General features: G+C 43.2%; 24 protein-coding genes. 14 read left to right on the forward strand and 10 right to left on the reverse strand.

From position 1 onward, the window contains the following. The first annotated feature begins 136 nt into the window (after nt 1–136). The 5 genes from rsmH (at nt 137) to LC586_RS29455 (ending at nt 3,989) form a co-directional block, all read left to right on the forward strand. Nucleotides 137–1,036 (forward strand): 16S rRNA (cytosine(1402)-N(4))-methyltransferase RsmH, encoded by a 900-nt coding sequence (gene rsmH, locus LC586_RS29435; RefSeq protein WP_229488766.1) that lies wholly within the window; start codon nt 137–139, stop codon nt 1,034–1,036. 340 nt (nt 1,037–1,376) lie between these two features. Then, nucleotides 1,377–2,303 (forward strand): hypothetical protein, encoded by a 927-nt coding sequence (locus tag LC586_RS29440; RefSeq protein WP_229488767.1) that lies wholly within the window; start codon nt 1,377–1,379, stop codon nt 2,301–2,303. Between the two features lie 2 nt (nt 2,304–2,305). Next, nucleotides 2,306–2,710, forward strand: coding sequence for a hypothetical protein (locus tag LC586_RS29445; protein ID WP_229488768.1), 405 nt, complete (start codon nt 2,306–2,308; stop codon nt 2,708–2,710). A gap of 260 nt (nt 2,711–2,970) precedes the next feature. Beyond that, on the forward strand, nt 2,971–3,633 hold the full coding sequence (locus LC586_RS29450) for a MotA/TolQ/ExbB proton channel family protein (RefSeq protein WP_229488770.1): 663 nt from the start codon (nt 2,971–2,973) through the stop codon (nt 3,631–3,633). A gap of 149 nt (nt 3,634–3,782) precedes the next feature. Continuing rightward, nucleotides 3,783–3,989: a glycogen debranching protein gene (locus tag LC586_RS29455; protein WP_229488771.1), complete on the forward strand. Its 207-nt coding sequence runs from the start codon at nt 3,783–3,785 to the stop codon at nt 3,987–3,989. Here LC586_RS29455 and LC586_RS29460 read toward each other — a convergent pair. Further along, on the reverse strand, nt 3,986–4,177 hold the full coding sequence (locus tag LC586_RS29460) for a hypothetical protein (protein ID WP_229488773.1): 192 nt from the start codon (nt 4,175–4,177) through the stop codon (nt 3,986–3,988). The two genes, LC586_RS29455 and LC586_RS29460, sit on opposite strands and share 4 nt — an antisense overlap. Nucleotides 4,178–4,489: 312 nt before the next feature. Here LC586_RS29460 and LC586_RS29465 point away from each other — a divergent pair, with 312 nt between their 5' ends. Both LC586_RS29465 and LC586_RS29470 read left to right on the forward strand, forming a co-directional pair. Continuing rightward, nucleotides 4,490–5,047: a methylmalonic aciduria and homocystinuria type D protein gene (locus LC586_RS29465; protein WP_229488775.1), complete on the forward strand. Its 558-nt coding sequence runs from the start codon at nt 4,490–4,492 to the stop codon at nt 5,045–5,047. Between the two features lie 237 nt (nt 5,048–5,284). Next, a complete protein-coding gene (locus LC586_RS29470) occupies nt 5,285–6,244 on the forward strand; it encodes a heme-dependent oxidative N-demethylase family protein (RefSeq protein WP_229488798.1) in 960 nt (319 codons plus the stop codon). A gap of 9 nt (nt 6,245–6,253) precedes the next feature. Here the strand turns inward: LC586_RS29470 and LC586_RS29475 are convergent, their stop codons facing one another. Then, nucleotides 6,254–7,270, reverse strand: coding sequence for a potassium channel family protein (locus tag LC586_RS29475; protein WP_229488776.1), 1,017 nt, complete (start codon nt 7,268–7,270; stop codon nt 6,254–6,256). Nucleotides 7,271–7,467: 197 nt separating this feature from the next. Beyond that, the gene (locus LC586_RS29480; RefSeq protein ID WP_229488777.1) at nt 7,468–7,656 is read right to left on the reverse strand and encodes a hypothetical protein; all 189 of its coding nucleotides are present in this window, start codon (nt 7,654–7,656) and stop codon (nt 7,468–7,470) included. Between the two features lie 128 nt (nt 7,657–7,784). On the opposite strand from LC586_RS29480, the gene LC586_RS29485 reads away from it, so the two are divergent. From LC586_RS29485 to LC586_RS29510, 6 genes are all read left to right on the forward strand, one after another. Beyond that, complete coding sequence (locus LC586_RS29485; protein ID WP_229488778.1) at nt 7,785–8,159, forward strand: hypothetical protein; 375 nt, start codon at nt 7,785–7,787, stop codon at nt 8,157–8,159. 392 nt (nt 8,160–8,551) lie between these two features. Beyond that, nucleotides 8,552–9,835 (forward strand): aspartate aminotransferase family protein, encoded by a 1,284-nt coding sequence (locus LC586_RS29490; RefSeq protein ID WP_229488779.1) that lies wholly within the window; start codon nt 8,552–8,554, stop codon nt 9,833–9,835. 429 nt (nt 9,836–10,264) lie between these two features. Continuing rightward, nucleotides 10,265–10,801, forward strand: a complete 537-nt coding sequence (locus LC586_RS29495) for a GAF domain-containing protein (RefSeq protein ID WP_229488780.1) — start codon at nt 10,265–10,267, stop codon at nt 10,799–10,801. 253 nt (nt 10,802–11,054) lie between these two features. Further along, complete coding sequence (locus LC586_RS29500; protein WP_229488782.1) at nt 11,055–11,444, forward strand: VOC family protein; 390 nt, start codon at nt 11,055–11,057, stop codon at nt 11,442–11,444. A gap of 224 nt (nt 11,445–11,668) precedes the next feature. After that, on the forward strand, nt 11,669–12,904 hold the full coding sequence (locus LC586_RS29505; protein WP_229488784.1) for a class I SAM-dependent methyltransferase: 1,236 nt from the start codon (nt 11,669–11,671) through the stop codon (nt 12,902–12,904). A 558-nt stretch (nt 12,905–13,462) separates the two neighbouring features. Then, entirely contained in the window at nt 13,463–14,341 is an 879-nt protein-coding gene (locus tag LC586_RS29510) for an NAD(P)-dependent oxidoreductase (RefSeq protein WP_229488786.1), read from the forward strand. 334 nt (nt 14,342–14,675) lie between these two features. Here LC586_RS29510 and LC586_RS29515 read toward each other — a convergent pair whose 3' ends face one another. Both LC586_RS29515 and hslO read right to left on the reverse strand, forming a co-directional pair. Beyond that, nucleotides 14,676–16,748 (reverse strand): chromosome segregation ATPase, encoded by a 2,073-nt coding sequence (locus LC586_RS29515; protein WP_229488788.1) that lies wholly within the window; start codon nt 16,746–16,748, stop codon nt 14,676–14,678. 154 nt (nt 16,749–16,902) lie between these two features. After that, nucleotides 16,903–17,808 carry an Hsp33 family molecular chaperone HslO gene (gene hslO, locus LC586_RS29520; RefSeq protein ID WP_229488789.1) on the reverse strand — a complete coding sequence of 302 codons (906 nt, stop codon included), beginning with the start codon at nt 17,806–17,808 and terminating at the stop codon, nt 16,903–16,905. Between the two features lie 140 nt (nt 17,809–17,948). On the opposite strand from hslO, the gene LC586_RS29525 reads away from it, so the two are divergent. Next, nucleotides 17,949–18,335: a hypothetical protein gene (locus LC586_RS29525; RefSeq protein WP_229488790.1), complete on the forward strand. Its 387-nt coding sequence runs from the start codon at nt 17,949–17,951 to the stop codon at nt 18,333–18,335. A 57-nt stretch (nt 18,336–18,392) separates the two neighbouring features. Here LC586_RS29525 and LC586_RS29530 read toward each other — a convergent pair whose 3' ends face one another. From LC586_RS29530 to LC586_RS29550, 5 genes are all read right to left on the reverse strand, one after another. Further along, complete coding sequence (locus LC586_RS29530) at nt 18,393–19,007, reverse strand: hypothetical protein (RefSeq protein WP_229488791.1); 615 nt, start codon at nt 19,005–19,007, stop codon at nt 18,393–18,395. Nucleotides 19,008–19,203: 196 nt separating this feature from the next. Then, a complete protein-coding gene (locus tag LC586_RS29535; protein WP_229488792.1) occupies nt 19,204–19,407 on the reverse strand; it encodes a hypothetical protein in 204 nt (67 codons plus the stop codon). Between the two features lie 582 nt (nt 19,408–19,989). Continuing rightward, entirely contained in the window at nt 19,990–21,108 is a 1,119-nt protein-coding gene (locus LC586_RS29540; protein ID WP_229488793.1) for a class I SAM-dependent methyltransferase, read from the reverse strand. A 390-nt stretch (nt 21,109–21,498) separates the two neighbouring features. Continuing rightward, entirely contained in the window at nt 21,499–21,765 is a 267-nt protein-coding gene (locus tag LC586_RS29545; RefSeq protein WP_229488794.1) for a hypothetical protein, read from the reverse strand. Nucleotides 21,766–21,860: 95 nt separating this feature from the next. Continuing rightward, entirely contained in the window at nt 21,861–22,124 is a 264-nt protein-coding gene (locus LC586_RS29550; RefSeq protein ID WP_229488795.1) for a hypothetical protein, read from the reverse strand. Between the last annotated feature and the right edge of the window lie 40 nt (nt 22,125–22,164).

Here is a 22,164-nt window from a genome sequence, read left to right on the forward strand (position 1 = left end):
TTTCTAAAAAGCCATGTCTGACTATATTTGACTATACAGAACTGAACTATACAGCCAACAGCTATTTAGATTTTTGAAGAAGAATTCAGAAGTCAGAATACAGGAGTCAATTTATTTATCAAAAATAAAATTAAAGATGAAATCAGATTCACAAACACCGCTAGATTTACAAGAACTGGCTTTCTCCCATATTTCCGTTTTGGGTCGGGAGGTAATTGAGGGTTTGGCGGTGCGTCCAGGCGGGCATTATTTAGATGTGACGGTAGGCTCAGGTGGTCACAGTCGCCTGATCTTAGAAGCTGCGGCGGATGTGCGGGTAACAGCAGTTGACCAAGATGAAGATGCTTTAGCCGCCGCGCAAAAGAATTTAGGTGAATATAGCGATCGCATACAATTTATTTATAGCAATTTTGCTGACTACGAGTTTCCCCCTAACACTTTCGATGGTATTTTAGCCGATTTGGGGGTGAGTTCTTACCATCTAGATCAAGCAGAACGAGGTTTCAGCTTTCGCCAAGCTGCAAATTTGGATATGCGAATGGATCGAGGGCGATCGCTAACTGCTGCTGATGTGATTAATAATTGGGATGAAGCAGAATTAGCAGATATTTTCTTTAAATACGGTGAGGAGAGATTATCGCGGCGCATTGCTCGTCGTATTGTAGAACGGCGACCGTTGCACACGACTACAGAATTGGCTGATGCGATCGCTTCTTCAGTTCCCCCCAAATACCGTTATGGGAGAATTCACCCCGCTACCCGTGTTTTTCAAGCTCTGCGAATTGTCGTCAATGATGAGTTAAAATCCCTAGAAACCTTTTTGGATAAAGCACCAAATGCCCTTGTCCCTGGTGGCAGAATTGCAATTATCAGTTTTCACAGCCTGGAAGACCGCCCAGTGAAACATGGTTTAAGAAATTCACCTTTATTAAAGGTCTTGACAAAAAAACCGATTATTGCTCAAGAAGAGGAAATTGGGAAAAATCCGCGATCGCGATCGGCCAAGTTGAGGATAGCAGAGAAAAAGCAGGAGTAATATCAACCTGCGATAGTCTTACGGCAAAGGCTTTGGCATTCCTTAATTGCAGTATGAATTACTCTGGTACCTTTTTCAAAATGCTGAGGCTCATAGCCAAAGTCCACTCAAGTGGACTCAAAGCCTTGCTCAGTATTCTTTTAGAAGGCTTCAGCTATGAAACCCATAAATTCATTCTGAAGCGGTTGTTGGGAGTAGGGCAATATCTCAGTAAGTCTACTTATGCGCTTTTTGGCAAGTTTTTTGTGATATATGTTTAGACATTAGCCGTAAATTTGTGGGCGTACTTATGTACTATATTTGTAAAACATATATTGCGTAACACAGAGAAAATCAAAAAATGAGCATAATAATCCAATCTTTTCCCTTCTACAACAGGTATGTAGGTGTTAAGCACGACGTGCGGATATATTCTGATGAAAAGGGTGGGAATAGCAAAATAGTATTAGAAGATGTTGTATTAATACTGTTAGCGCAACCAAGAAAACCAGCCGATACCAATGAAGCGATCGCTATTACAAAAGAAAAGATTGAACTAGCCAGTATAACACCAACTGATTTTGACGGCTTGCACTTAGCTACAGTAGATCAAATGGAAGAATTCTACATCTGCTGTGATGAACTTGGAGACTATGGAAAACCTACTGTTTATGAGCGCTTTGGCAAATGGTGGGTAGATATTCTTCGTGAGTTGATGGAAAAACGTTTAGCTCATATTGGCCGTTTAGTAAGTAGAGTGCCAGTGTGGGAGAAAGACTTAGATAAAACTCGAAGAATTTTTGGAGAGGAGGCCAAGAAAGAAATTGCTCTCAGAACATGGTTAGAGATGTATTACAAACTAAGTGTTGATTGGATGGTCACAATTATTACTTTTAAAACAAGAAATAAAATGTCTCACCTTTATAGAGGAACTACTGGAGAGGTTCCAAATAACATCAACTCTAGTAATGAAAATGACCGAAGGGGAAACAACGTTTACACTCCTGAGACTTTGGTATTAATCGCACCGGAAGTAGAAAACCTGTTAGACAATCCCAAAAAATTACTGGAAGATGCTGCTGAAAATATTAAAAAATCCGATAAATTAAAAGAAGAAAGAAACCAAGTGAAAACATTGAGATTGGAAGGAAAGTCAGATGACGAAATTATCGAGCAGATATGGAAAGTAACCCCACAATCAAATCTGGCAGAAGCAGAGGAAGAGGGTGAATATAGAAATTACCAATACGAGTTATTAAAAGTTTTTGTGGAATTTATTAAAAAGTAAATATGTTATTACAAGAAAAAGTTATTGGTTTGTTAGAGTCACGACAGTTAAAACCTGAGAAACGAAGAATAGGAGGTAAATTAGACCTAGTAGTAAAACTAAATGATAATTATACTTTCACTATTCGAGAGCATAAAATAAAGCCTGGATACCTATACGCTAATCTTAAAAATGGAGATGTGTTGACGGAATGGGTTGAACTCGATGAAGTGTCTTTACCTCTTGCTATTGATTACGTATACAGTTTTGCTAAACCAAATATAAAACCGAGTTTGCTGAGTAAACGAACTGTATTTTGGTGTACAAGTATTATCTGTTTTCTTGTTTTAACAGGTATGTCTGTTTATCTTATTGCGAAAAAGACAAGTACCTGTAATTGTCAACAATCTACTTCATCCTTAAAATAACTATTTCTTTAGATTAGGACTAAAAATCTTTAATTAGGAATCGCAGCAATTAATTTTTGCGTGTATTCCTCTTGGGGTTCACAGTTTGACTAAAAGTTGTTTGAGGCGAGTGCTGTCGTTAATCACTATGAGATGTTCAAGATGATTTTATACTTGTATATTGAAAATTTGTACTTAGAATTACTTTTGGGAAATGATATTGACTTCGCTCAAACAACGATCTGTTAATCTAGCGTTGTTGGTGAATTAAAAAATACTAGATGGAAATTAGTAATCTGTTTACAGCAGGTGGCATAGTCATGTGGCCTCTGCTAGCGTTCTCTTTGTTAGGGGTGGCGCTGATTATCGAACGGATCATCTTTTGGGTAAGGATAAATAATCGGCAAAACAAGGTAGTGCGAGAGGTGCTACAGCTTTATCGCCTTGATAATGTAGTTAGTGCTTTAGATAAATTGCAGAAAAATGCTGATTTACCCATTGCTCGGATTTTTTTAGCAGCTTTAGAATTGGAAGAGCCGACACCAGAAGAATTTCGTTTGGCATTAGAAAGTGAAGCCCAAGCCGAAATCCCCTTACTCAAGCGCTCCCAAAATATTTTTGAGACAATTATTGGTCTTGCGCCCCTATTGGGACTTCTCGGCACTGTTTTAGGATTAATTAACTCCTTTGCCTCTCTAAATATCGGAGATGTGGGAGGTACTAAAACAACAGGTGTAACATCTGGAATTAGTGAAGCTTTAGTATCCACCGCATCAGGGTTAGTAGTGGCAATCTTTACACTTTTATTTGCCAATACCTTCCGGGGACTCTACCAGCGCCAGATTGCCTGGATTCAAGAATATGGTGGACAGTTAGAATTACTCTACCGCCGTCGCTACGAAAAAGGAGATAACAATTTAAAATTCAAAATAAATCCAATATAGTTCGACTGAGACATTCGGCGATCGCTCAGTCAAGTCGCGCTCATGCCAAAGTTCAAAATCGGCAATCCAAAATCCAAAATTGATTGGCTCTAATAATATTCTAAAATGACGAATAGCTTTTTTCGCTACAGTTTTCGAGGAAATATTCCATGACTATTTGGGTAAATGAGCAAATTGATCCGTCTGGGATGATTCATGCCTGTATTGCTACTTGTAATGAATCTCAAGCCAAAGATTGTCATGATTCATTTGAGAATAATTTGACCAAGACGCAAAAGGCAGCAGGTTGGGTAGCGCGATTGCGGACAGTCGATTCTTGGGATGATGTGCCGGTGAATTCTTTAAAACTCAATTAATTGGGTGCTATGGAAAGTAGGCTGCATAGCTTCAGCATCTCCAAAGAGACATGATTACCTTTGTTTTTTCTGCTTGGCTTTGGTGAAACTCCAACGTGCTTTGCTTCACCAGACGGCTGTTTAATCCAGGTTTGTTGACAGTTAGACCATTTTGGTTTGAGCTGCAAATCGTTTGAGATAGTGGTCATTTTTTGAGATTTTGCTCAAACAGATTTCAGGAGCGTAGGCGTAGCCTGCACTTCGACAAAGCTCAGTGACCACCGTAGGCATCGCTTGTCTACCACACGCTGCACCTATGCCAATGCTGACAGCGATCGCAACAAATCCCATGAGAACAGGTTAATAAAGGATAAAATTCGGATTAAAATTCTCCAATTGTTAGCAATTGCTTCCAAAAAAAGTAAAATTTTATAATAAATTGATGATTTTTCTGAACTTTTAAGAGCTATCATCTATACCGGAGATTAAATTAAAAAACTTGCCAAAACCGAATCAATTTAGTGAACTATCCCAAGGTTTACACTTCGGAGCAAGCCTGTCCTATTAATTTAGTTGGCGAAACGGGACAAGCGGTTCAAATTTCAATTCATGCTCCCAGTCAATATATCTGTGCCAACTGCGAACGGATATTACCAGATTGGAAACGGCAGCCGTTTTTACGAGTAGTGATTGTCTTACAGCAATCGCGTTATGAATTAGTTAAAAAGACAGCAGAAGTAGAGATAGAGAAAGAACGCTTGCGAGAAAGGTTTATGAGATTTGGCTGCGATTTGGCATTTAATCTGCGCGATCGCGGCTATTTAACAGACCTGATTGACCCTCGTACAGGCTATCCTTTACTGTCCCATCCTGGAGCAATTCCCCACGATGACACAGCAGTTGTCAAAGCTTTGCTTAACTATCCAGTGATTAAAAATCAATGCCGTGTGCTAGTGCATCCCGATTGGGGTGCAGCAGTTTATCCTAGCGTCTTGATATCAGAAGCTCCGCCAATTGTGATCGAATGGGTTACAAAAGGTATAGCATCCATGCATGGGTGGAAAGAAATTGATTATTAGTCATTAGTCATTGGTCATTTGTCATTGGTCATTTGTCATTTGTCATTGGGCATTGGGCACTTGTACTGAGCGAAGTCGAAGTATTGGGCATTGGTTATTTCTTCCTCATCCCTTCATATATATTGGAAATGAGGAGAATAAAAAACAAGCATTATAGAATCTGTGTCTTTAGACAACTTATTTCAAGAAGCTAGGACAGTCGAAGCCTCTAATAGTGCGGCTTACTACTTCCCTCTGATGAGTGGACGCTACGAAGTCAAGCCGGGGATGATGGCTTTTGGTTCCTGTTTTGGCAACACTCAAGCTGATCAGCAGGTATTTCAAATTGATGATAATTTTGCCCACTACCGTCAGGCTAAACTTTTAGCTCGTGGGGAACGGTTGAGCAAGTACTACCAAACCTGCAATTATTCTAAAGCTGTGGCAGGTGCGATCGCTCGTTTAATGATTAATCGCCTCACTCAAGAACACCCACAGCACTTTTACTGCCAAAAGTCAATAAATAACACTCTGAAATTCCACAGCCAACTTACCAAAGAAACCCTCTATTTAGATGCAGAATTGCAGTTACAGCAAGTTGAGGGTAGTTCAGTTGTTCCAGCTTACGCCTCTACCCTTGATGCTTTAGCAGGACAGGTACAAGAAGACCTGACAATTATCTGTCGGTCTGCTGATGGTACTAACTGGCTGAGTGCAGTTCATCTCTGCTATCCCAATCACTGGTCAGCCCAGGATAAAATTGGCAAGGACTTTGCTACGATACATGCACCTGTCGCTGGTATGGAAAAAATTAATCGGCGAGGGGATGCGATCGCTCATACAATGATTACCCACAAACCGATGGTGCGCTTTGCTTGGGGTTTGAGTACGGACACCCGCCTTAACCACCATCCCGAACCACCGCCTGGTGTGTCAGTTGAACAATGGCAAGGTAGAAACTTTGATCCGCAGCATCCCAGACTTTATCTGCGAATTGAGCGCCAAGTGATTTGGGGGCTACCAGAGTATGAAGCGGCACTGTTTACTATTCGTACTTACTTTAGAGATTGTAGTGTAGTGAGAAAAGACCTAGTATTACGGTCTAAGCTGCGTGAGGCAATCGAATCTATGACACCGGAATCTCTAGTTTATAAAGGCTTGGCAGAGAGCAAAGCCAATATTTTGCAGTGGCTGAGTTTGTCTACAGGAATTATCTGAGATATGCCGTCAACTATTTTTCGGTCGTCGCAATTTCTGAGAACCAATTGGGCCAAGAATTTGGTTAAGGCTACGCAATTGCTCTGCTGTACCCATACCAATTAACCGATCTCCTGGCATTAAAACCGTATCGCCAGTGGGGCCACCGATTAAAGTCCCATCAACGCGGCGAATTGCCAGAACTAATGCCCCAGATTGCGATCGCAATCTCGCTTTTTGCAAAGTCTGACCCACAAAGGGACAAAAAGCTGGGTCGAGTAAAAATTCTTCCATATACAACTGACGGTCTGCACCTGTCAAAATCCCGTCTACAAAGTCCAACACTTGGGGTCTGAGAGCCGCAGCAGCCATGCGCTTCCCACCAGTAATATAGGGGGATATCACTTCATCTGCACCACCGCGTCGTAACTTCTGCAAAGCTTCTTCTGTACTTGCCCGTGCGATCACCCGAATTCCTGTATTCAGTGTTTTGGCTGATAAAACAATATATAAATTTTCGGCATCTGAAGGAAGGGCTGCAACGATACACATCGCCCGTTCAATACCAACTTTCAGAAGTGTATCATCTAGGGTAGCGTCACCTTGATATGCTGTGTAACCTTCAGCCTGCGCCCTTTGTACAGATTCCATCTCCGAATCAATCACCACAAAAGGTACGGCTTCTGCCCGAAATTCCTTCGCAATTTGACGACCAGTCCGGCTAAATCCACAAATGATGTAGTGTTCCGTTAGGGATTCCATTAACCGCCTCTGTTGCTGTAGCCGAATTCCTTCTTGAAAGTAGCCTTGAATGATCGCTTCTGTAAATCTGTTGACAATGTAACCGATATTGACTACACCCAACAAAATCAGGGCAATTGTAAACAATCGTCCTCGGCTACCCAGTGGATGCGTCTCTCCATATCCCACAGTCGCTAAAGTGATCACTGTCATGTAAGCTGCATCTTCCCATGACCAGCCCTCTACTAACGAGTACCACAAAGTGCCAATGAAGAAAACACCGCCAAGAGCGATCGCCCCAGCCATTAACTCTTTTTGGATACGTTGATATTTTTGCTCAAGTGTTGAGAATGACGTAAAAATAGTACTTTTAACCTACTTTTTCTAGTTTTCTGCTAATTTTTTAGCATTTGTCCTTTATGGATGGTGCGTTACGCTCTGCTAACACACCCTACGTTAATTTATATTTGTTTACATACATTGAAATTTTCTTGCCGACTTACTTACTTTCCTTTTTTCTTGTCTAGTGCTTCCTGGATAGCGCGTCTACAGAATTCTGGGGGGTCTTCTTGTGCTTTCACCTCTTCCTTCATATCCTTAGTAACCCGGAAACTTAAATTATCAGTTAATTTATCTTCTCTATTTGATGGGGCTGGTTCTAAATTTTGTGGATTACCTTTGGGATTGGGCATTGTTGAGATATATGAATAACGCTTGATTAGAATGTATACATTGCAATAGATTTTTATATCGGTAGGTATCATCAGGGGAAAAGTTGTTACCTACCGATACCACTTTTACCAAGAGGTAATTCTATTTTATGTTCACGCGTTCCGAGTTAGAAATCAAAACCATCCCAGAATTACGCGACTTATGCCGTCGATACGGTATTAAGCCTACAGGGAGTGCAGCATACAAAGTCAGCTACATGACTTCTCTGATGGCATTTCCTCAGCTTGCACTCCAGCAGGTGAGAGAAGGAAGGGGATTAAAATCTCCTGGATTTAGCGTCATTCAATTTTTTGAAGGGGTGATAGATGAAATAAATTCACCCACAGATGAGCAAGCAGCACTGATCAAAATAACCTTGGAAGGTAGGAGGATGGCTTACCCCGACCGCTTTGACCAAGAGAACTTGCTGAATTTGCACAAAGCTAAGATGCACCTTGAGATAACTGTTGGCTTGCTGAGTTAATAGCGATCGACTAGATCCCCCAATACAGTTCAGTTAAGCCTAAAACTCAACTTTTACGTAGGTTGGGTTGAGGAACGAAACCCAACACTTCCGTGAGTTTGTTGGGTTTCACTTCCCTACGGGACGCTGTTCGCGTTCGTTCTACCCAACCTACAATTTTCTTGACCCAAGCGTATTGCAAGATCCCCGACTTCTTTAACAAGTCGGGGATCTGTGACTTTCAATTTCTCAAGTGTTGAGTACAAAGTTTTTTTTCACCACCGCCATGCCTTTGAGGTTATATAAGCGTTAGCCTAAGAAGTACGAGTTGTGCTAAATAAAAAGTATTTTTTAGGGATTTCTAGGAAACTAGTAAATAACTATATGATGAAAAACTCTCAGGAGGAGCGGTAGTGAGCCTACAAACTCTCGTTGAACAAGCCACCATCCCCCCAGATTCAGGGTCTGTAGCATCTAATCCCTTTGATACAGATAGCTTTAATGAAGCTGTCATGTCTACCTACGCCCGGTTTCCCTTAGCCCTAGAACGGGGTGCTGGATGCCGGGTTTGGGATACACAGGGGCGAGAATATCTGGACTTTGTAGCGGGAATTGCCACTTGTACTTTGGGACACGCCCACCCAGTTATGGTAGAAGCGGTGACACGCCAAATCCAGAAGCTGCACCATGTCTCTAATTTGTACTATATTCCTGAGCAAGGTGAATTGGCAAAATGGCTCGTTGATCATTCCTGTGCCGATCGCGTATTTTTCTGCAACTCTGGTGCTGAAGCTAACGAAGCCGCAATCAAACTGGCGCGGAAATATGCCCACACAGTATTAGAAATTGAAAAACCGATTATTTTAACCGCCAATGCCAGTTTCCACGGACGGACTTTGGCAACGATTACCGCTACAGCACAACCCAAGTATCAAAAATATTTTGATCCCTTGGTTCCTGGTTTCCACTACGTAAATTACAACGATATTAACGCTGTGGAAGTGGCGATTAGCGAGTTGGATGAAGGCGATTATCGGGTAGCGGCGATTCTGATTGAGCCATTGCAGGGAGAAGGCGGTGTGCGTCCCGGAGATATTGCCTATTTCAAAAAGCTCCGGCAGATTTGCGATGAAACTGGCGTTTTGTTGATTTTCGATGAAGTGCAAGTTGGTATGGGACGCAGTGGCAAATTATGGGCTTACGAACATCTCGGCGTTGAACCGGATATTTTCACCAGTGCCAAAGGCTTAGGTGGCGGTATTCCCATCGGCGCAATGATGAGCAAGAAATTCTGTGATGTTTTTCAACCAGGGGAACACGCCAGCACCTTTGGCGGAAATCCTTTTGTGTGTGGTGTAGCACTCAGTGTTTGCCAGACATTGGAACGGGAAAATATTTTGCAGAATGTGCAAGACAGAGGTGAACAATTGCGATCAGGATTGAGGGCGATCGCAGCGAAATATCCTCAGCAGGTTGGCGAAATCCGGGGTTGGGGTTTAATCAACGGTTTGGAGTTGCGAGCCGACATTCAACTAACCGCAGCAGATATTGTCAATTCTGCCATCAACGAGGGTGTATTACTCGTACCAGCCGGGCCAAAAGTAGTCCGATTTGTGCCACCGCTAATTGTCACAGAGGCGGAAGTCAACACTGCTTTAGAAGCTGTGGATCGAGCGATGTCTAACGACAAGCCGTAGAACGTCTACGCAACTCTCACAGCTTAGGTAATCAAAAAGCGAGGATAAGTCTTTGTGCCTATCTCTCGCTTTTTCTGACTGTTATCGAACAGAATAAAGGCGTCAGTCGTCAGAATACAGGAAAGGTATTCTGTTTGACTGGTGGATGAATAATCGGCGTTGTTACATTACAGTTTGAAGTATATTTATTGCCTCAAACTATAGAAAAACTGAACATATTATTTGTAAATTTATAAAGTTGAATTTTATCTGGTGCAAATTAGAAAAGCGAATTTCTTAATAATTTTTTCCAATTCACTGAAGAGGTTGACTAGTATTGTGTTCCGTTAAAATTGAATTGCTGCTATAAATACAAGAATGTATTTAAATAAGGTCTAATAATTTACTATATAAATCCGGCAGCATTTACTTAGTCGTAATTTTAAAACCGTGCAAATTCATCCTCACTCCGAATTTCACCATAGCCGCGATCGCCGTCAACAGGGTTTGCAAAATTTGCTCGATCGCCTTGTTAAAACAATGCAGCGTGATGAGTTAGTTCGGCAAACAACCAATCAACTCAGAGAATCGCTTCAGGTTGATCGGGTGGTGTTGTATTATTTTTACAGTCATTGGCAAGGACAGGTGACTTTTGAATCTTTGAGTTCTAAAGAATTCTCAATACTTGGTTCTACTGGCCCAGATGATTGTTTTAACAACGAGTATGCTGCTTTATACTTAGCAGGACGGATAAAAGCGATCGCTGATATTGAATTAGAGCCAATCCAGCCTTGTCACCGAGATTTTCTCCGCAATATGCAGGTTCGCGCCAACTTGGTTGTACCAATTGTCATACCTAGAGGATTATGGGGATTACTAGTAGCACATCACTGTCAAGAGCCTCATTATTGGTCGCCATCAGATATAGAAATGATGAAAACAGGGGCACAAACTCTAGCAACAGATCGTAATATTTTGGAGAGTTAAGTCAGAATAATTCGTAATTACAAGATACTCGGTGACTCGCTAACGCTGCGCTATCAGTCTGAGCTAAGAACTCTCTACCGTCTTGTTGACCACTAAATTAATAAATTTAGTGGACTTCTCTGTGACTGTTTTTTAATTACGAATTACGAATTACGAATTAGTAATTATTTAGTCACTGTGTATTCAAATCGCATACAGTAAAGTAGCAAACATCCTTGCCAGCACTGATTTTTCTAGATAAGGAGAAAAAACTGTGAAATTTGGTTACACGGTCATTTGGGTAGACGATGTAGTTAAGACCGTTGAGTTTTACGAAAAAGCCTTTGGTCTGGTTCGTCGCACTCTCTTGGATAAAGGGCAATCTATCTGGGCGGAAATCGAAACCGGAAACACCACACTAGCTTTCTCCTCTACTAGCGAAGCACAGAAGTTATTTCCTGGTGGCTGCCATCCCAACGACGCTACACAACCACCGCCATTAATCCAGATATCATTTATTACTCCTGATGTTGGCAGCGCTTACATGAGAGCAATAGGAGCAGGCGCAAAAACACTAGATGCCCCTAAAACCCAGCCTGGGGGACAAACAATTGCTCGTGTCCGCGATCCCAATGGCGTGCTGGTGTCGTTGGTGAGTGCCTAAGTAGCAAATTGCCTTGGACGCGATTAATTGGGCTGAGGATTGCGATCGCATGGAACTGCAAACTTCCCAAGTTTTGTCTGTCAATAAATGCCAGCGTTTATGCCACAGTGGTCGATATTATGGGGTTTATAGACCGTTAGGGAAATTATGAATTATGAATTTTGTATTGCATCATTCATAATTCATGTATTTTCTCAACACCTTAATCTCAAACCTCAAATTTTATGGATTCAAATCCAGCATTGTGTGCAGCGATCGCAAATCACATTACCACTACTCCCCAACAGAGAATTACTTTCGCCCAATTCATGGAGATGGCATTATACCACCCTGAATACGGCTACTATTCCAGCGATGCAGTCAAAATTGGCTTTCAGGGTGGTGATTTTTTCACCTCTCCTAACCTCTGTGCTGACTTTGGCGAGTTACTAGCAGAACAATTTTTCCAGATGTGGGAGATTTTAGGAAAACCTGTACCGTTTTCTTTGGTAGAAATGGGAGCAGGTCAAGGATTGCTAGCATTGCATATCCTCAAATATCATCAGCTACGCTACCCAGGTTTTTTTACCGCCCTGGAGTACATCATTGTTGAAAAATCCCCAACTTTAAGACAAGAACAGCAGCAACGCTTGCAAGATTTCCCTGTGCGTTGGTGCAATTTAGAGGATATACCACCAAATGCGATCGCAGGCTGCTTTTTTTCTAATGAATTAGTTGATGCTTTCCCCGTCCATCAATTCATCCTAGAAACAGGCGAACTCCGAGAAATTTATGTGACAACCTCAAACCTAACCCTCCAACCGCCTTCAAGTGAGTCCTTCTCCCCTCCCCTGATAGGGGAGGGGTTGGGGGAGAGGTCAAATTTTGCATTTGTGGAAGTCACAGGAGAACCTTCAACGCCCCAACTGGCAGAATATTTAGACTTAGTAGGAATCGACTTTACCCAAAATGCATATCCAGATGATTACCGCAGTGAAATTAATTTAGCTGCTCTAGACTGGTTGAGTATAGTAGCAGACCGCTTGCAGCGCGGCTATGTGTTAACAATTGATTATGGCTACCCCGCCAGTCGTTACTACAATCCCAGGCGATCGCAAGGAACGCTACAGTGTTATTACCATCATCGTTTCCATGACAACCCCTATATTAATATTGGGCGACAAGATATCACGGCCCATGTTGACTTTACAGCTTTAGAACTCTGGGGTGAGAAGTACAATTTAAAGAATATTGGTTTTATCCAACAGGGATTATTTTTGATGGCGTTGGGGTTAGGCGATCGCATTGCAGCCCTTTCTGATCAAAAGCAACCCCTTTCACAGTTACTACAGCGCCGGGACTCACTACACCAGCTTATAGATCCCACAGGACTCGGCGGCTTTGGAGTCTTAATTCAGAGCAAAGGTCTGGATAAGACAGAAATTTCTCAACCACTAAAAGGATTGACCCTGCCAGAGTAAAAGTAAATTTGAAAAGTTAAAACTCTATTTAATAATGCAGTATCAGTCTTATTTAGACTAGCATAACAATGATTACTGTAAAGTTAAACACAATACCAAAGTAATAATTATGTCCACTCATGACCTGTTAATGCTAGTAACCTTACTTACTCCAGGGATTTTACTTTCAGTGATAATTATGGCCACTTTTGCCGCTGGTGGCTAATCGCCAGAGACGTTAGGGACTTCCAAATAAAAAAATATCCCAAAACGGACACAAAACCCTCTCTATTTCTCCTCTCTCTGTGTTCTCTGCGTCTGGAGTGGTTCGTTTATTTCTTGGAAATCCCTTAGTCACTAGTCAGTAAACAGTTATCAGTATTTAGAGATAACTGTTCACTGATAACTGATATTAAAATCAAACGATGGAAACGCGATGTCTATAACAGGCTGTGACGCTCCCTACGAGACGTTGCGCGTAGCTTGCTTAAGAGTAGGGGTAGGAATACTCGCTAACGCAACTCTTGGAGACGCACTCGCATTCGCTATCAGTGACGCTGTACCAAAGGAACGTGAAAAATGAAGGTGGCATTTCTGGGAACTGGACTGATGGGACTACCAATGGCTCAAAGGTTATTAGCCGCAGATATACAGCTAATTGCCTATAATCGCACCCCAGAAAAATTAGCACCACTACAAGCAGGTGGGGCTGAAATTGTTACACATCCCCGCCACGCCATTCGTGCTGCTGAGTCCGTAATCCTCATGCTGACTAATGCCCCGGCCATTTATAATGTGTTGCTTTCAGACACTGCTTGGCAAACTTTGCAAGGGCGCACAATCATCCAAATGGGAACAATTACTCCCACAGAAAGCCAGGAAATTAGAGATGCAGTTGTTGCGGGTGGTGGTGAGTATTTAGAAGCACCTGTATTAGGGAGTATCCCAGAAGCAAAAGCTGGCAAGTTGAGTGTTATGGTAGGGGCCGAGCCAGAACAATATGAACGCCACTTGAAGTTACTCCAAAATTTTGGGACAGAACCTTTACTTATCGGGCCAGTGGGTTCTGCTGCGGCGCTCAAATTGGCACTCAATCAACTAATAGCTTCCCTGACAACTAGCTTTGCTCTGAGTCTGGCTTTTATCCAGCGTCAGGGTGTCGATGTGGATGTGTTTATGCAAATATTGCGCGACAGTCCACTCTACGCACCTACCTTTGACAAAAAGCTACAACGGATGTTGGATGGCAATTATGCTGATCCGAATTTCCCCACAAAACACTTGCTCAAAGATACAGAATTATTTATCTCGGAAGCAAAATCTCGGAGTTTGGATCTCAGCAGTATTAAAGGTGTTCGGCAAATCTTGCAAACAGCCGTGAAAATGTCATTTGCTGATGATGATTACTCATCACTATTTTCTGTAATAAAAGAATGGGGAGAAGCGATGGGAGAATAAATTTTCGTAGGGTAGCACAGCCAGGGCTATTTCGTTCTAGACATAAACCGCCCAGAACTGAAGTTCCGGGCTAATAGCAAAAGTCCACTAAAGTGGACTAAGAAAGGCTTTTAGTCCACTTTAGTGGACTTGGACTATTAGCCTCAGAATTCATTCTGAGGCGGGCTAGATGAGAATGAAATAGCCCTAGTAGCACAGCTAACTGTGCTACCTTACTTGAAATAATGTTACAATTTGAGACACATTGAGGAAATCTCCCTACACCCCGGCATCTCTGATATGCCCTTTAAAAATGGTGAATCAAAAGGTTTTAACTGAATTGTTAATAAGGATATTACTGCCCATTAGTAGTTGATTGAGGAAATGGTAGAGATTCAGGCTGAGGCTGAGGCTGAGGTTCTGGTTGAGGATTGAGAAATTCCTGCCAAGCCCTAATTTGCTCTTGCGCCGCACTGTAAGCAGCACTACCGCGTGGAATCGATTTGGCAATGTCAATCCCTCTGGCAATATCAGACTGACCTTGAGAGCGTGCTATTTCTAACAATTGCTGACTCCACTGGTCAATAGCTAGATTCGCATCCATACGCAAGATGCTATTATTTGAAACCCGATCTGCCAACCGTATTGCTTCAACCAATGCTTCTGGCGTGCCAGCTGCGCCCACTTCCTGGGCTTTTCTCCAGTTTTCTCTGGTGCGGATTTGCCCTTCCCACTCATTTATCGCAGCTTGTGCTTCTTGTGAAAGCGCCCTTCCCGACGAGGCAATTTGTTGAGCTACGCTAATGGCGGCAGTGATATCTCCACTTTGAGCCAGTTCTTGTGCCTGATCTAAGTAGGGTTGGTCTTGAATTCGCTGAATCTTTCTTACCCAAGTGCGAATTTTTTTCCGTGCTTCTGGATATAATGCACGACCTCTACGAATTTCACTGGCTTGGGCGATCGCAGCTTCCAAGGAATTGATATCATCGAATATAGCTATCTGTTCGGCGCGTTCTAAATAAGGTTGGTCTTCAATTGTCTCGACTTGGGCACGCCAGCGACCCATTTCTTGCCTAGCTTCTGTGGCGCGGGGATTACTCGCAGGAATCAGCTGCACTTGAGCGATCGCTGCTGTTAAATTAGGGACTGTTCCCTGGCTAGCTAATATTCTCGCTTTTTCTAGATTGGCAACATCTTCAATTTCCAATTGCCAACGAGCAATCAGCTGCTGTGCTTCGTTATACACTGGTCTGGAAGGATCAATTTGTTGTACTTGAGCGATCGCAGCCTCTAAACCAGAAACGTTACCTATCCAAGCACTCCTTTTCGCGTCAGCTATGGCGATAAAGTCATCTGTTTCGCCCTGTAGTTTCGCAATCTCTGGAATTTGTCTAGCAATATCCAGTGCTTCATCCGCATCCCGCTTGTCTAATTTTGCCTGTGCCAACTCCAGCATTTTGCGTCCAAATACCGGAATCGCTTCCTGAGCTTTTTGGTAAATGTAACTTTCTTGCCCAATGGACTGGGCTAACTTGATAGCTTCTAATAAATTATCGACTACTTTGCTGTTTGCTAAACTTTCGGCTTTTCCTAGCTTATCGCCATCTTCCCGCGCTGTGGCAATTAGACGATTCAATTGGTCGTATTTAGTACCCGCCCAGTATTGATTGTCTACACGCAGCATTTTGGCGGATAACATAAATGCCGATTGCCATCGCCGTTCCTTAACTTCAGCGATCGCACCGTTGTATGTGGCTTCTGCCTTTGACCAAATTGACTGCCATTTGTCAATTTGCTCATTAACTAATTTATAAGCGGTCACATCTTCGGGTATTTTCTGAGCAGTAGCTATCGCTTCCTCTAAGTTACCTGTTTGGAAACTTTGATCGGCTAGCTTCAAAATATCCCGTGACCATTCTTCGATGAAACGATCAATTTCTCCATGCAACGGGTGATTTTGTGGTAGTTGCTTCACCAGAGCGATCGCTTGCAATAGGTCGTTCACTGTTTGTTTAGAAGCCGCCAACTGAGCGCAGTGTAACCGCACCGAAGCACTAGCTAGCGGCCAGAAAATCGAGGGGCAATTAGGGGCAGAGGGCAACTTTAGCAGCATTGCCATTGCCAAGAATGCTACACTGCCGGGAATCAAAGTTAGCAGTACCAGCCACAACACCCAGCTTTTCATCCAGCGTGGCAATTTCGCAGGATTTATACTGAGTTGTACAGTTTCTTTTGAATTACTATTTATAGGTAATCCTTCCGTATGGTTTTTTTTTCGCCGCTTCACTGACTTGGAGTTAGAACCAGTAGCTGGGGAATCAAATGGCTGAGTTTCACCGAATTGTTCTGTTCGGGATAATCTTTTGTTTTGATCTGGCTCTCTTCCACTGGCTGAAGACCAACTGTCTGGAATATCCCGCTCTGTCATCTCTCACACCAAAATAATTGAATAGCGCTCTGTTTTAGGTTGATAATTCCATTGTTGACATAGTAACTTTCTCATCATTAAAAAGCTACTTTTTTGAATATCTCTCTCCACAGAATATCATTATCAATCTAAAAAATCAGTGCTATTTTATACGTTATCCTAAAACAGTAGATTCAGCTTGCAAATCGGCAATCAATTGAGCTAACTGATCGCTACTTGCCTGGTAAACGTTGCCGCAAAACTCGCAAGTTGCTTCAGCACCATCATCTTTAACAATCATATCTTGCAGTTCAGCTTCTCCTAAAATCTTCAGTGCCCCCAAAACGCGATCAAAAGAACAACCACAGTGGAAGCGCAGCATTTGCCGTTCGGGAAAGATTGCCAGCCCCATGTCTCCCAACAAGTCGTTAAAGATTTCAGGTAATGTCTTCCCAGCTTGCAACAATGGCGTAAATCCTGCTAGACCAGCAACCCGTGATTCCAACGTTTCTACTAAAGCTTCGTCTCTAGCAGCTTTGGGCAATACTTGTATGAGTAATCCTCCAGCCGCAGTTACTCCACCTGCTCCCACAAACACACCTAAAACTAAAGCCGAAGGTGTTTGTTCGGAATTCACCAGATAATGAGCCACATCATCGCCAATTTCGCCAGAAACTAGTTCAACAGTACTAGAGTAGGGGTAACCGTAACCAATATCCCGGACAACGTAGAGATAGCCACCACCCACTGCACCACCAACATCTAGCTTACCTTTGGCATTGGGAGGCAATTCCACCGATGGATTCCCGACATACCCGCGTACCGTCCCATCTAAGCCTGCATCTACCAATATGCCACCCAAAGGCCCATCGCCCTTCACCCGGACATTGACCCTTGACCCAGTTCGCTTCATACTAGAAGCCATTAATAAGCCTGCCGCCATAGTCCGACCCAGTGCTGCCGTTGCCACATAAGAAAGCTTGTGGCGTCCCCGTGCTTCTTCTGTTAAACGTGTGGTGATCACACCTACGGCACGAATTCCACCTTCGGCTGCTGTTGCACGAATTAACTGATCCGCCATGAATAACCTTACATTTCTTAACAAGTTCACTTTTTCTATTCTAAGTTCTCTGCTGGTAGAAAAGTGACGCCGCAATAATCAGTGATTGTATTTGCAATATTAGAAATAGCGATATCTCACCTTTAGGTAATCCTATAAAAATGCTGGGTAATTTTCAACAAAGCCAACTGCGGATCGAAATCGAAGCACCAACAGATGCAATTCGTGACAGTCTGCTGCATCCGGTACAACTCGAAAAATGGCTCTTAGGGCAACGCTTTGCGCCAGGAATGCCAGAAGAACTGCTTCCAGGATTCCAGTTTACTACCTGGACTGGGCCAGTTGCGATTCATCATCAAGTAGACGTTGTAAAATCTAACTGTCTCCGATTGGTACTTAGCGGAGGCATTGACGGGTTCCACGAATGGTACTGGGGAGAAGGTTGGGTACAGTCCCGCTTGGAAGGAATTTCACTTTTGCCCTTGAATTTGGGTCAAACTTTGAGTTTGTTGAGCTTGCGTCAGTTTTTGGCAACTCAAGGACGTTGATTCGATTGACGTAAAGAGATTGGGGATTGGTTATTCTCCGCGTCTCCAGTCCCCAGTTTATGAAGCAGAAATAATACCTACAAGAATTTTTACCAGCACAGATAAATCTTCTGGAACTTGATAGCGTTTCTGGTCTTGAGTTACCAGACGATTTGCACGATGATAAACTCCAAAACGCCAGTCTTCACCAGTCGTAACTGCTCCATATAGAAGTTCAGATGTGGATGTAGTCCATTGATCAAGTGCTATTAATTCAACAGCGAGTTGAGTAAATCCTCGAACTAAATCTGATTGTTTGGCTTCGATGACTAATAAATTTTGAGGTGCTGCAATATAGTAGTCGAGAGTCCCTTTCAGATAATTGTTGACAGCAATAGAATATTCTATATTGAGTCTCTGGTTAGTTAAATCGCATACTTCAAACAAAATTGGGCCAATTAGAGCTTCACGTCTAGTAGTTTCATTAACCAAATCAATATGAGATAAATTACGGCGAAGTTGTTGCTGTAAAAATTGGATGTCTAAAACTTCTGATGATTCAGGTAATGTTATATTTTTCCTTTCAATAGTGCAATTTAATTCGGCTAAAATATCATCAATTGTGAAAGGCAGTTCAAAATATCGGCTGAAAGTATAAGATTCACCAACTTGGAGAATGCGGCGGGAACTCATAAAAAACCTAAGCCAAATTTATCCTCTTAATTTTATATAAACTTGCTAAACTCACGCCTTGCACCAGAGTAAGTAAGCCGGCGCTAATATTTCAAGCTATGTTAAGAAATTTAAATGTAGGGTGTATTGTCGCGCAGCGCAATGCACCGTCAATAATTCAAGGTGCCTTAGCCTACGGAATAACACACACTACAGACTACGGACGAATAGCGATCGCCCCCGTATTTCCCATCTGCTGATATTGGTTTATTTCCTCCCTAGCTAATTCAGCAAAGGCTTCTGCTTCTTGCACTTCTGTCTGAGTTGTAATTCCCCTGTCTCGATAGTCCCGTTGGTTGCGATTAAAGTCTGCTTTTATAGATGCGATCGCTTGTCGTATTGCATTGGACTCAGTAGCCATTTTAATTTTTAGCGCTTTGAGTTGTGCAGCGATTTGCGATCGTTGTAATTGATTCTGCCGGATATTGCCGTCTTTTCTTTAAATGAGCTTTTTTGAAAAACTCCCATAATTTGGTCTTTTCGCCCTCTAGGGTGAAAGCGATGGCTTTTGCTTTTATTTTTGACTGTAGCGTTTCAGATCCTGTGAACGGTTACCAAAATTGAGCGAACGGACAGTTATTTCGTTTAGCATATAGCCCTCCTAATTTTCTTCTTGGAGGGTATTTTATTGCTTAACTGTCCCAAAGCGATCGCTCATAAGAGTAACTAGCAACTTGGGTTATAGCGGTTCCCGACCTGGTGAGGTACATTTTCAAAGCTACTAACCTTGGTAAAAAACATTTGGGTGTACCTCATCTGCTTAGGAAACGCTATAGTAGCAACCAGAAAAAGCCCACCTAATGTGGTCTAACTGCTGATGGCAAGAGAGATTCGTCACTTTAGAGTGGGTGAATAAAGTTTGGATTAGGGTTACTCAGTATGATTTCTAATCCTAGAGTCGTCGTGAATGTCGCGGACAGTTTTCACTATCTGAACTAGCTGTTTAAAGTCTTTTAAACACCAACCAGCGTAATTCCATAGGTGGCTTTACGTTGTCAAAACCAAACAGATCGCGACCACTGGCCCAGTTAATAAACCAGCCCGTTGGCGGCCACGCTTCAGATGGTAGATGATTGCGTTCATACTCAAGCTCTGACTCGTCTGACAACATTTCGATGGGTAATTGATCCATTGCCGCCGCCAACTCTGACTTCGTCATGAAGGATGACCAATTCACTTGCGACATCTGCCGTGCCAATTCGTCTGGCTCGTAGTCATCTACTGTTAAGAATGAGTTGAGCAGCAACAGACCGCCAGGGCGGAGTACTTCACAAATTTTAGCCAATAGCAACCGGAACTCCTCCAGAGTTCGGAAGTGAGAAACCACCTCTGCCACAACAGCCAGCTGATAGTAGGTAGGTCGCATCTGCACCAGTGGGTCGAGAATATCCCCTTGGGTAATATTGACCGCCAATCCCTCTGCTGTTGCTGCTGCCTGGATTTGCTCGGTAAACTCAGGTGTAAGTTCTACTACATCTACTGCGTGTCCTAGCCTTGCCAGGGGCAATGTATTGCGACCTGTACCTGCACCAACGTCTAAAATGGGTACACTAGCAGGGTCACCGAGCTGAGCGGCGATGTTCATGACCTTCGCATCAGGATATTTCCCGAACAGAGGTGGCTCTCTGGTTTCAACCCAGTACTTATACTCGTCTGTAACCGTAGAAACTGCTGGTGCTATATGATAAACAATGCCTGTAGATGGTGATTTCTCTGGCTGATACCGAACAACCACATTTGAGTGAGGAGAGGCACGAAACCCTTCTTCAAGCTGTTCGGCAAGAATCTCACTTAGTTTATCTAGATCTTGAGCAGAGAAAGTTTTGCCAAGCGTCTCAAACAGCGTTGCTAATGACTCCATGTAATGGTTCAGTAATGCCGGTACCGCTGGCATAATCACCTCACCGCGTGGCTTGATACGTGTGTTCAGACGGGCAAGCATCCCTTGGAGCAATACTCCTGGATCGGTTTGTGCGAACATCTCCTCTGGCTGCGAAGAAGTCGCCTCAGTAGGTGAGTCTGGAGCTACCTCAGTTTTTTGTTGCTTTTCTTCGAGTTCCATAAACTAATTAAATAATATCCTTCAGAAAATGTTGACCCGAAAAGTATCACTGAATCAATCGACTGAATGCTAATATGGCGTATGACGATTTATCGTCGGCTTGATCGTGGGCATTAGTAACGCTTTTAAAGGGGCTTCAACTTACCCTCGTAAAAAAAGCAGGACTTTTTCCCAGCTTAATTGCTCACAAAAGTTGAGCGGCAACCCCTAGGAAAAATCCTGCTCCAGACTATTGAGACACCAGCAAACCAAGCCTGGGACTTCCTCCAGGCAGTTGGTTTTAGAAAGGTCTCGCCGGACAGCATCCGGTGACACTCCTTAAAGCCATACGCCCAGGCATCTCAATCATTGCTTTGAGGTCATGACACAGAAGCCGTTCAGACACGGTTTCTAGGCAACATTACCACCCTTACCGCCAGTACCGCCACCACCGCCAAGACCGCCACCAGCGCCAGTACCGCCATCACCGCCCTTACCATTGCCACTATCAGTAAGGTTGCCGCTATTTTTTCCACCAATAACGACTCCGGTATCGCCACCACGACCGCCACGACCGCCACGACCGCCAGCACCGCCATTGGCATCACCGCCACGACCGCCACCCACTAGGCTGGTTTCTTCAATTTGAGTCAGTTCAGTAAACAGTGTGCTTTCCATTTTTGCTCTCCAAAAGATAAATGAACCTCAGCTACCAAAGCTCTATTTTTGTGCCAGTTTGACACTCGAGCCGTTCAGACCACGGTTTCTAGAGACTAACTATTGCCGCCATCGCCACCCTTGCCGCCAGCACCGCCACCACCGCCAGCAGCGCCAATGCCACCTTTGCCGCCAGCACCATTGCCACTAGCATCAAGATTGCCGCTATTCTTTCCACCAATAACGACTCCGGTATCGCCACCACGACCGCCACGACCGCCACGACCGCCACGACCGCCATTGGCATCACCGCCACGACCGCCACCCACTAGGCTGGTTTCTTCAATTTGAGTCAGTTCAGTAAACAGTGTACTTTCCATTTTTGCTCTCCAAAAGATAAATCAACCTCAGCTACCAAAG

Source organism: Nostoc favosum CHAB5714, assembly GCF_020829495.1.
In the GTDB taxonomy this organism is placed as follows: Bacteria; Cyanobacteriota; Cyanobacteriia; order Cyanobacteriales; family Nostocaceae; genus Nostoc; species Nostoc favosum.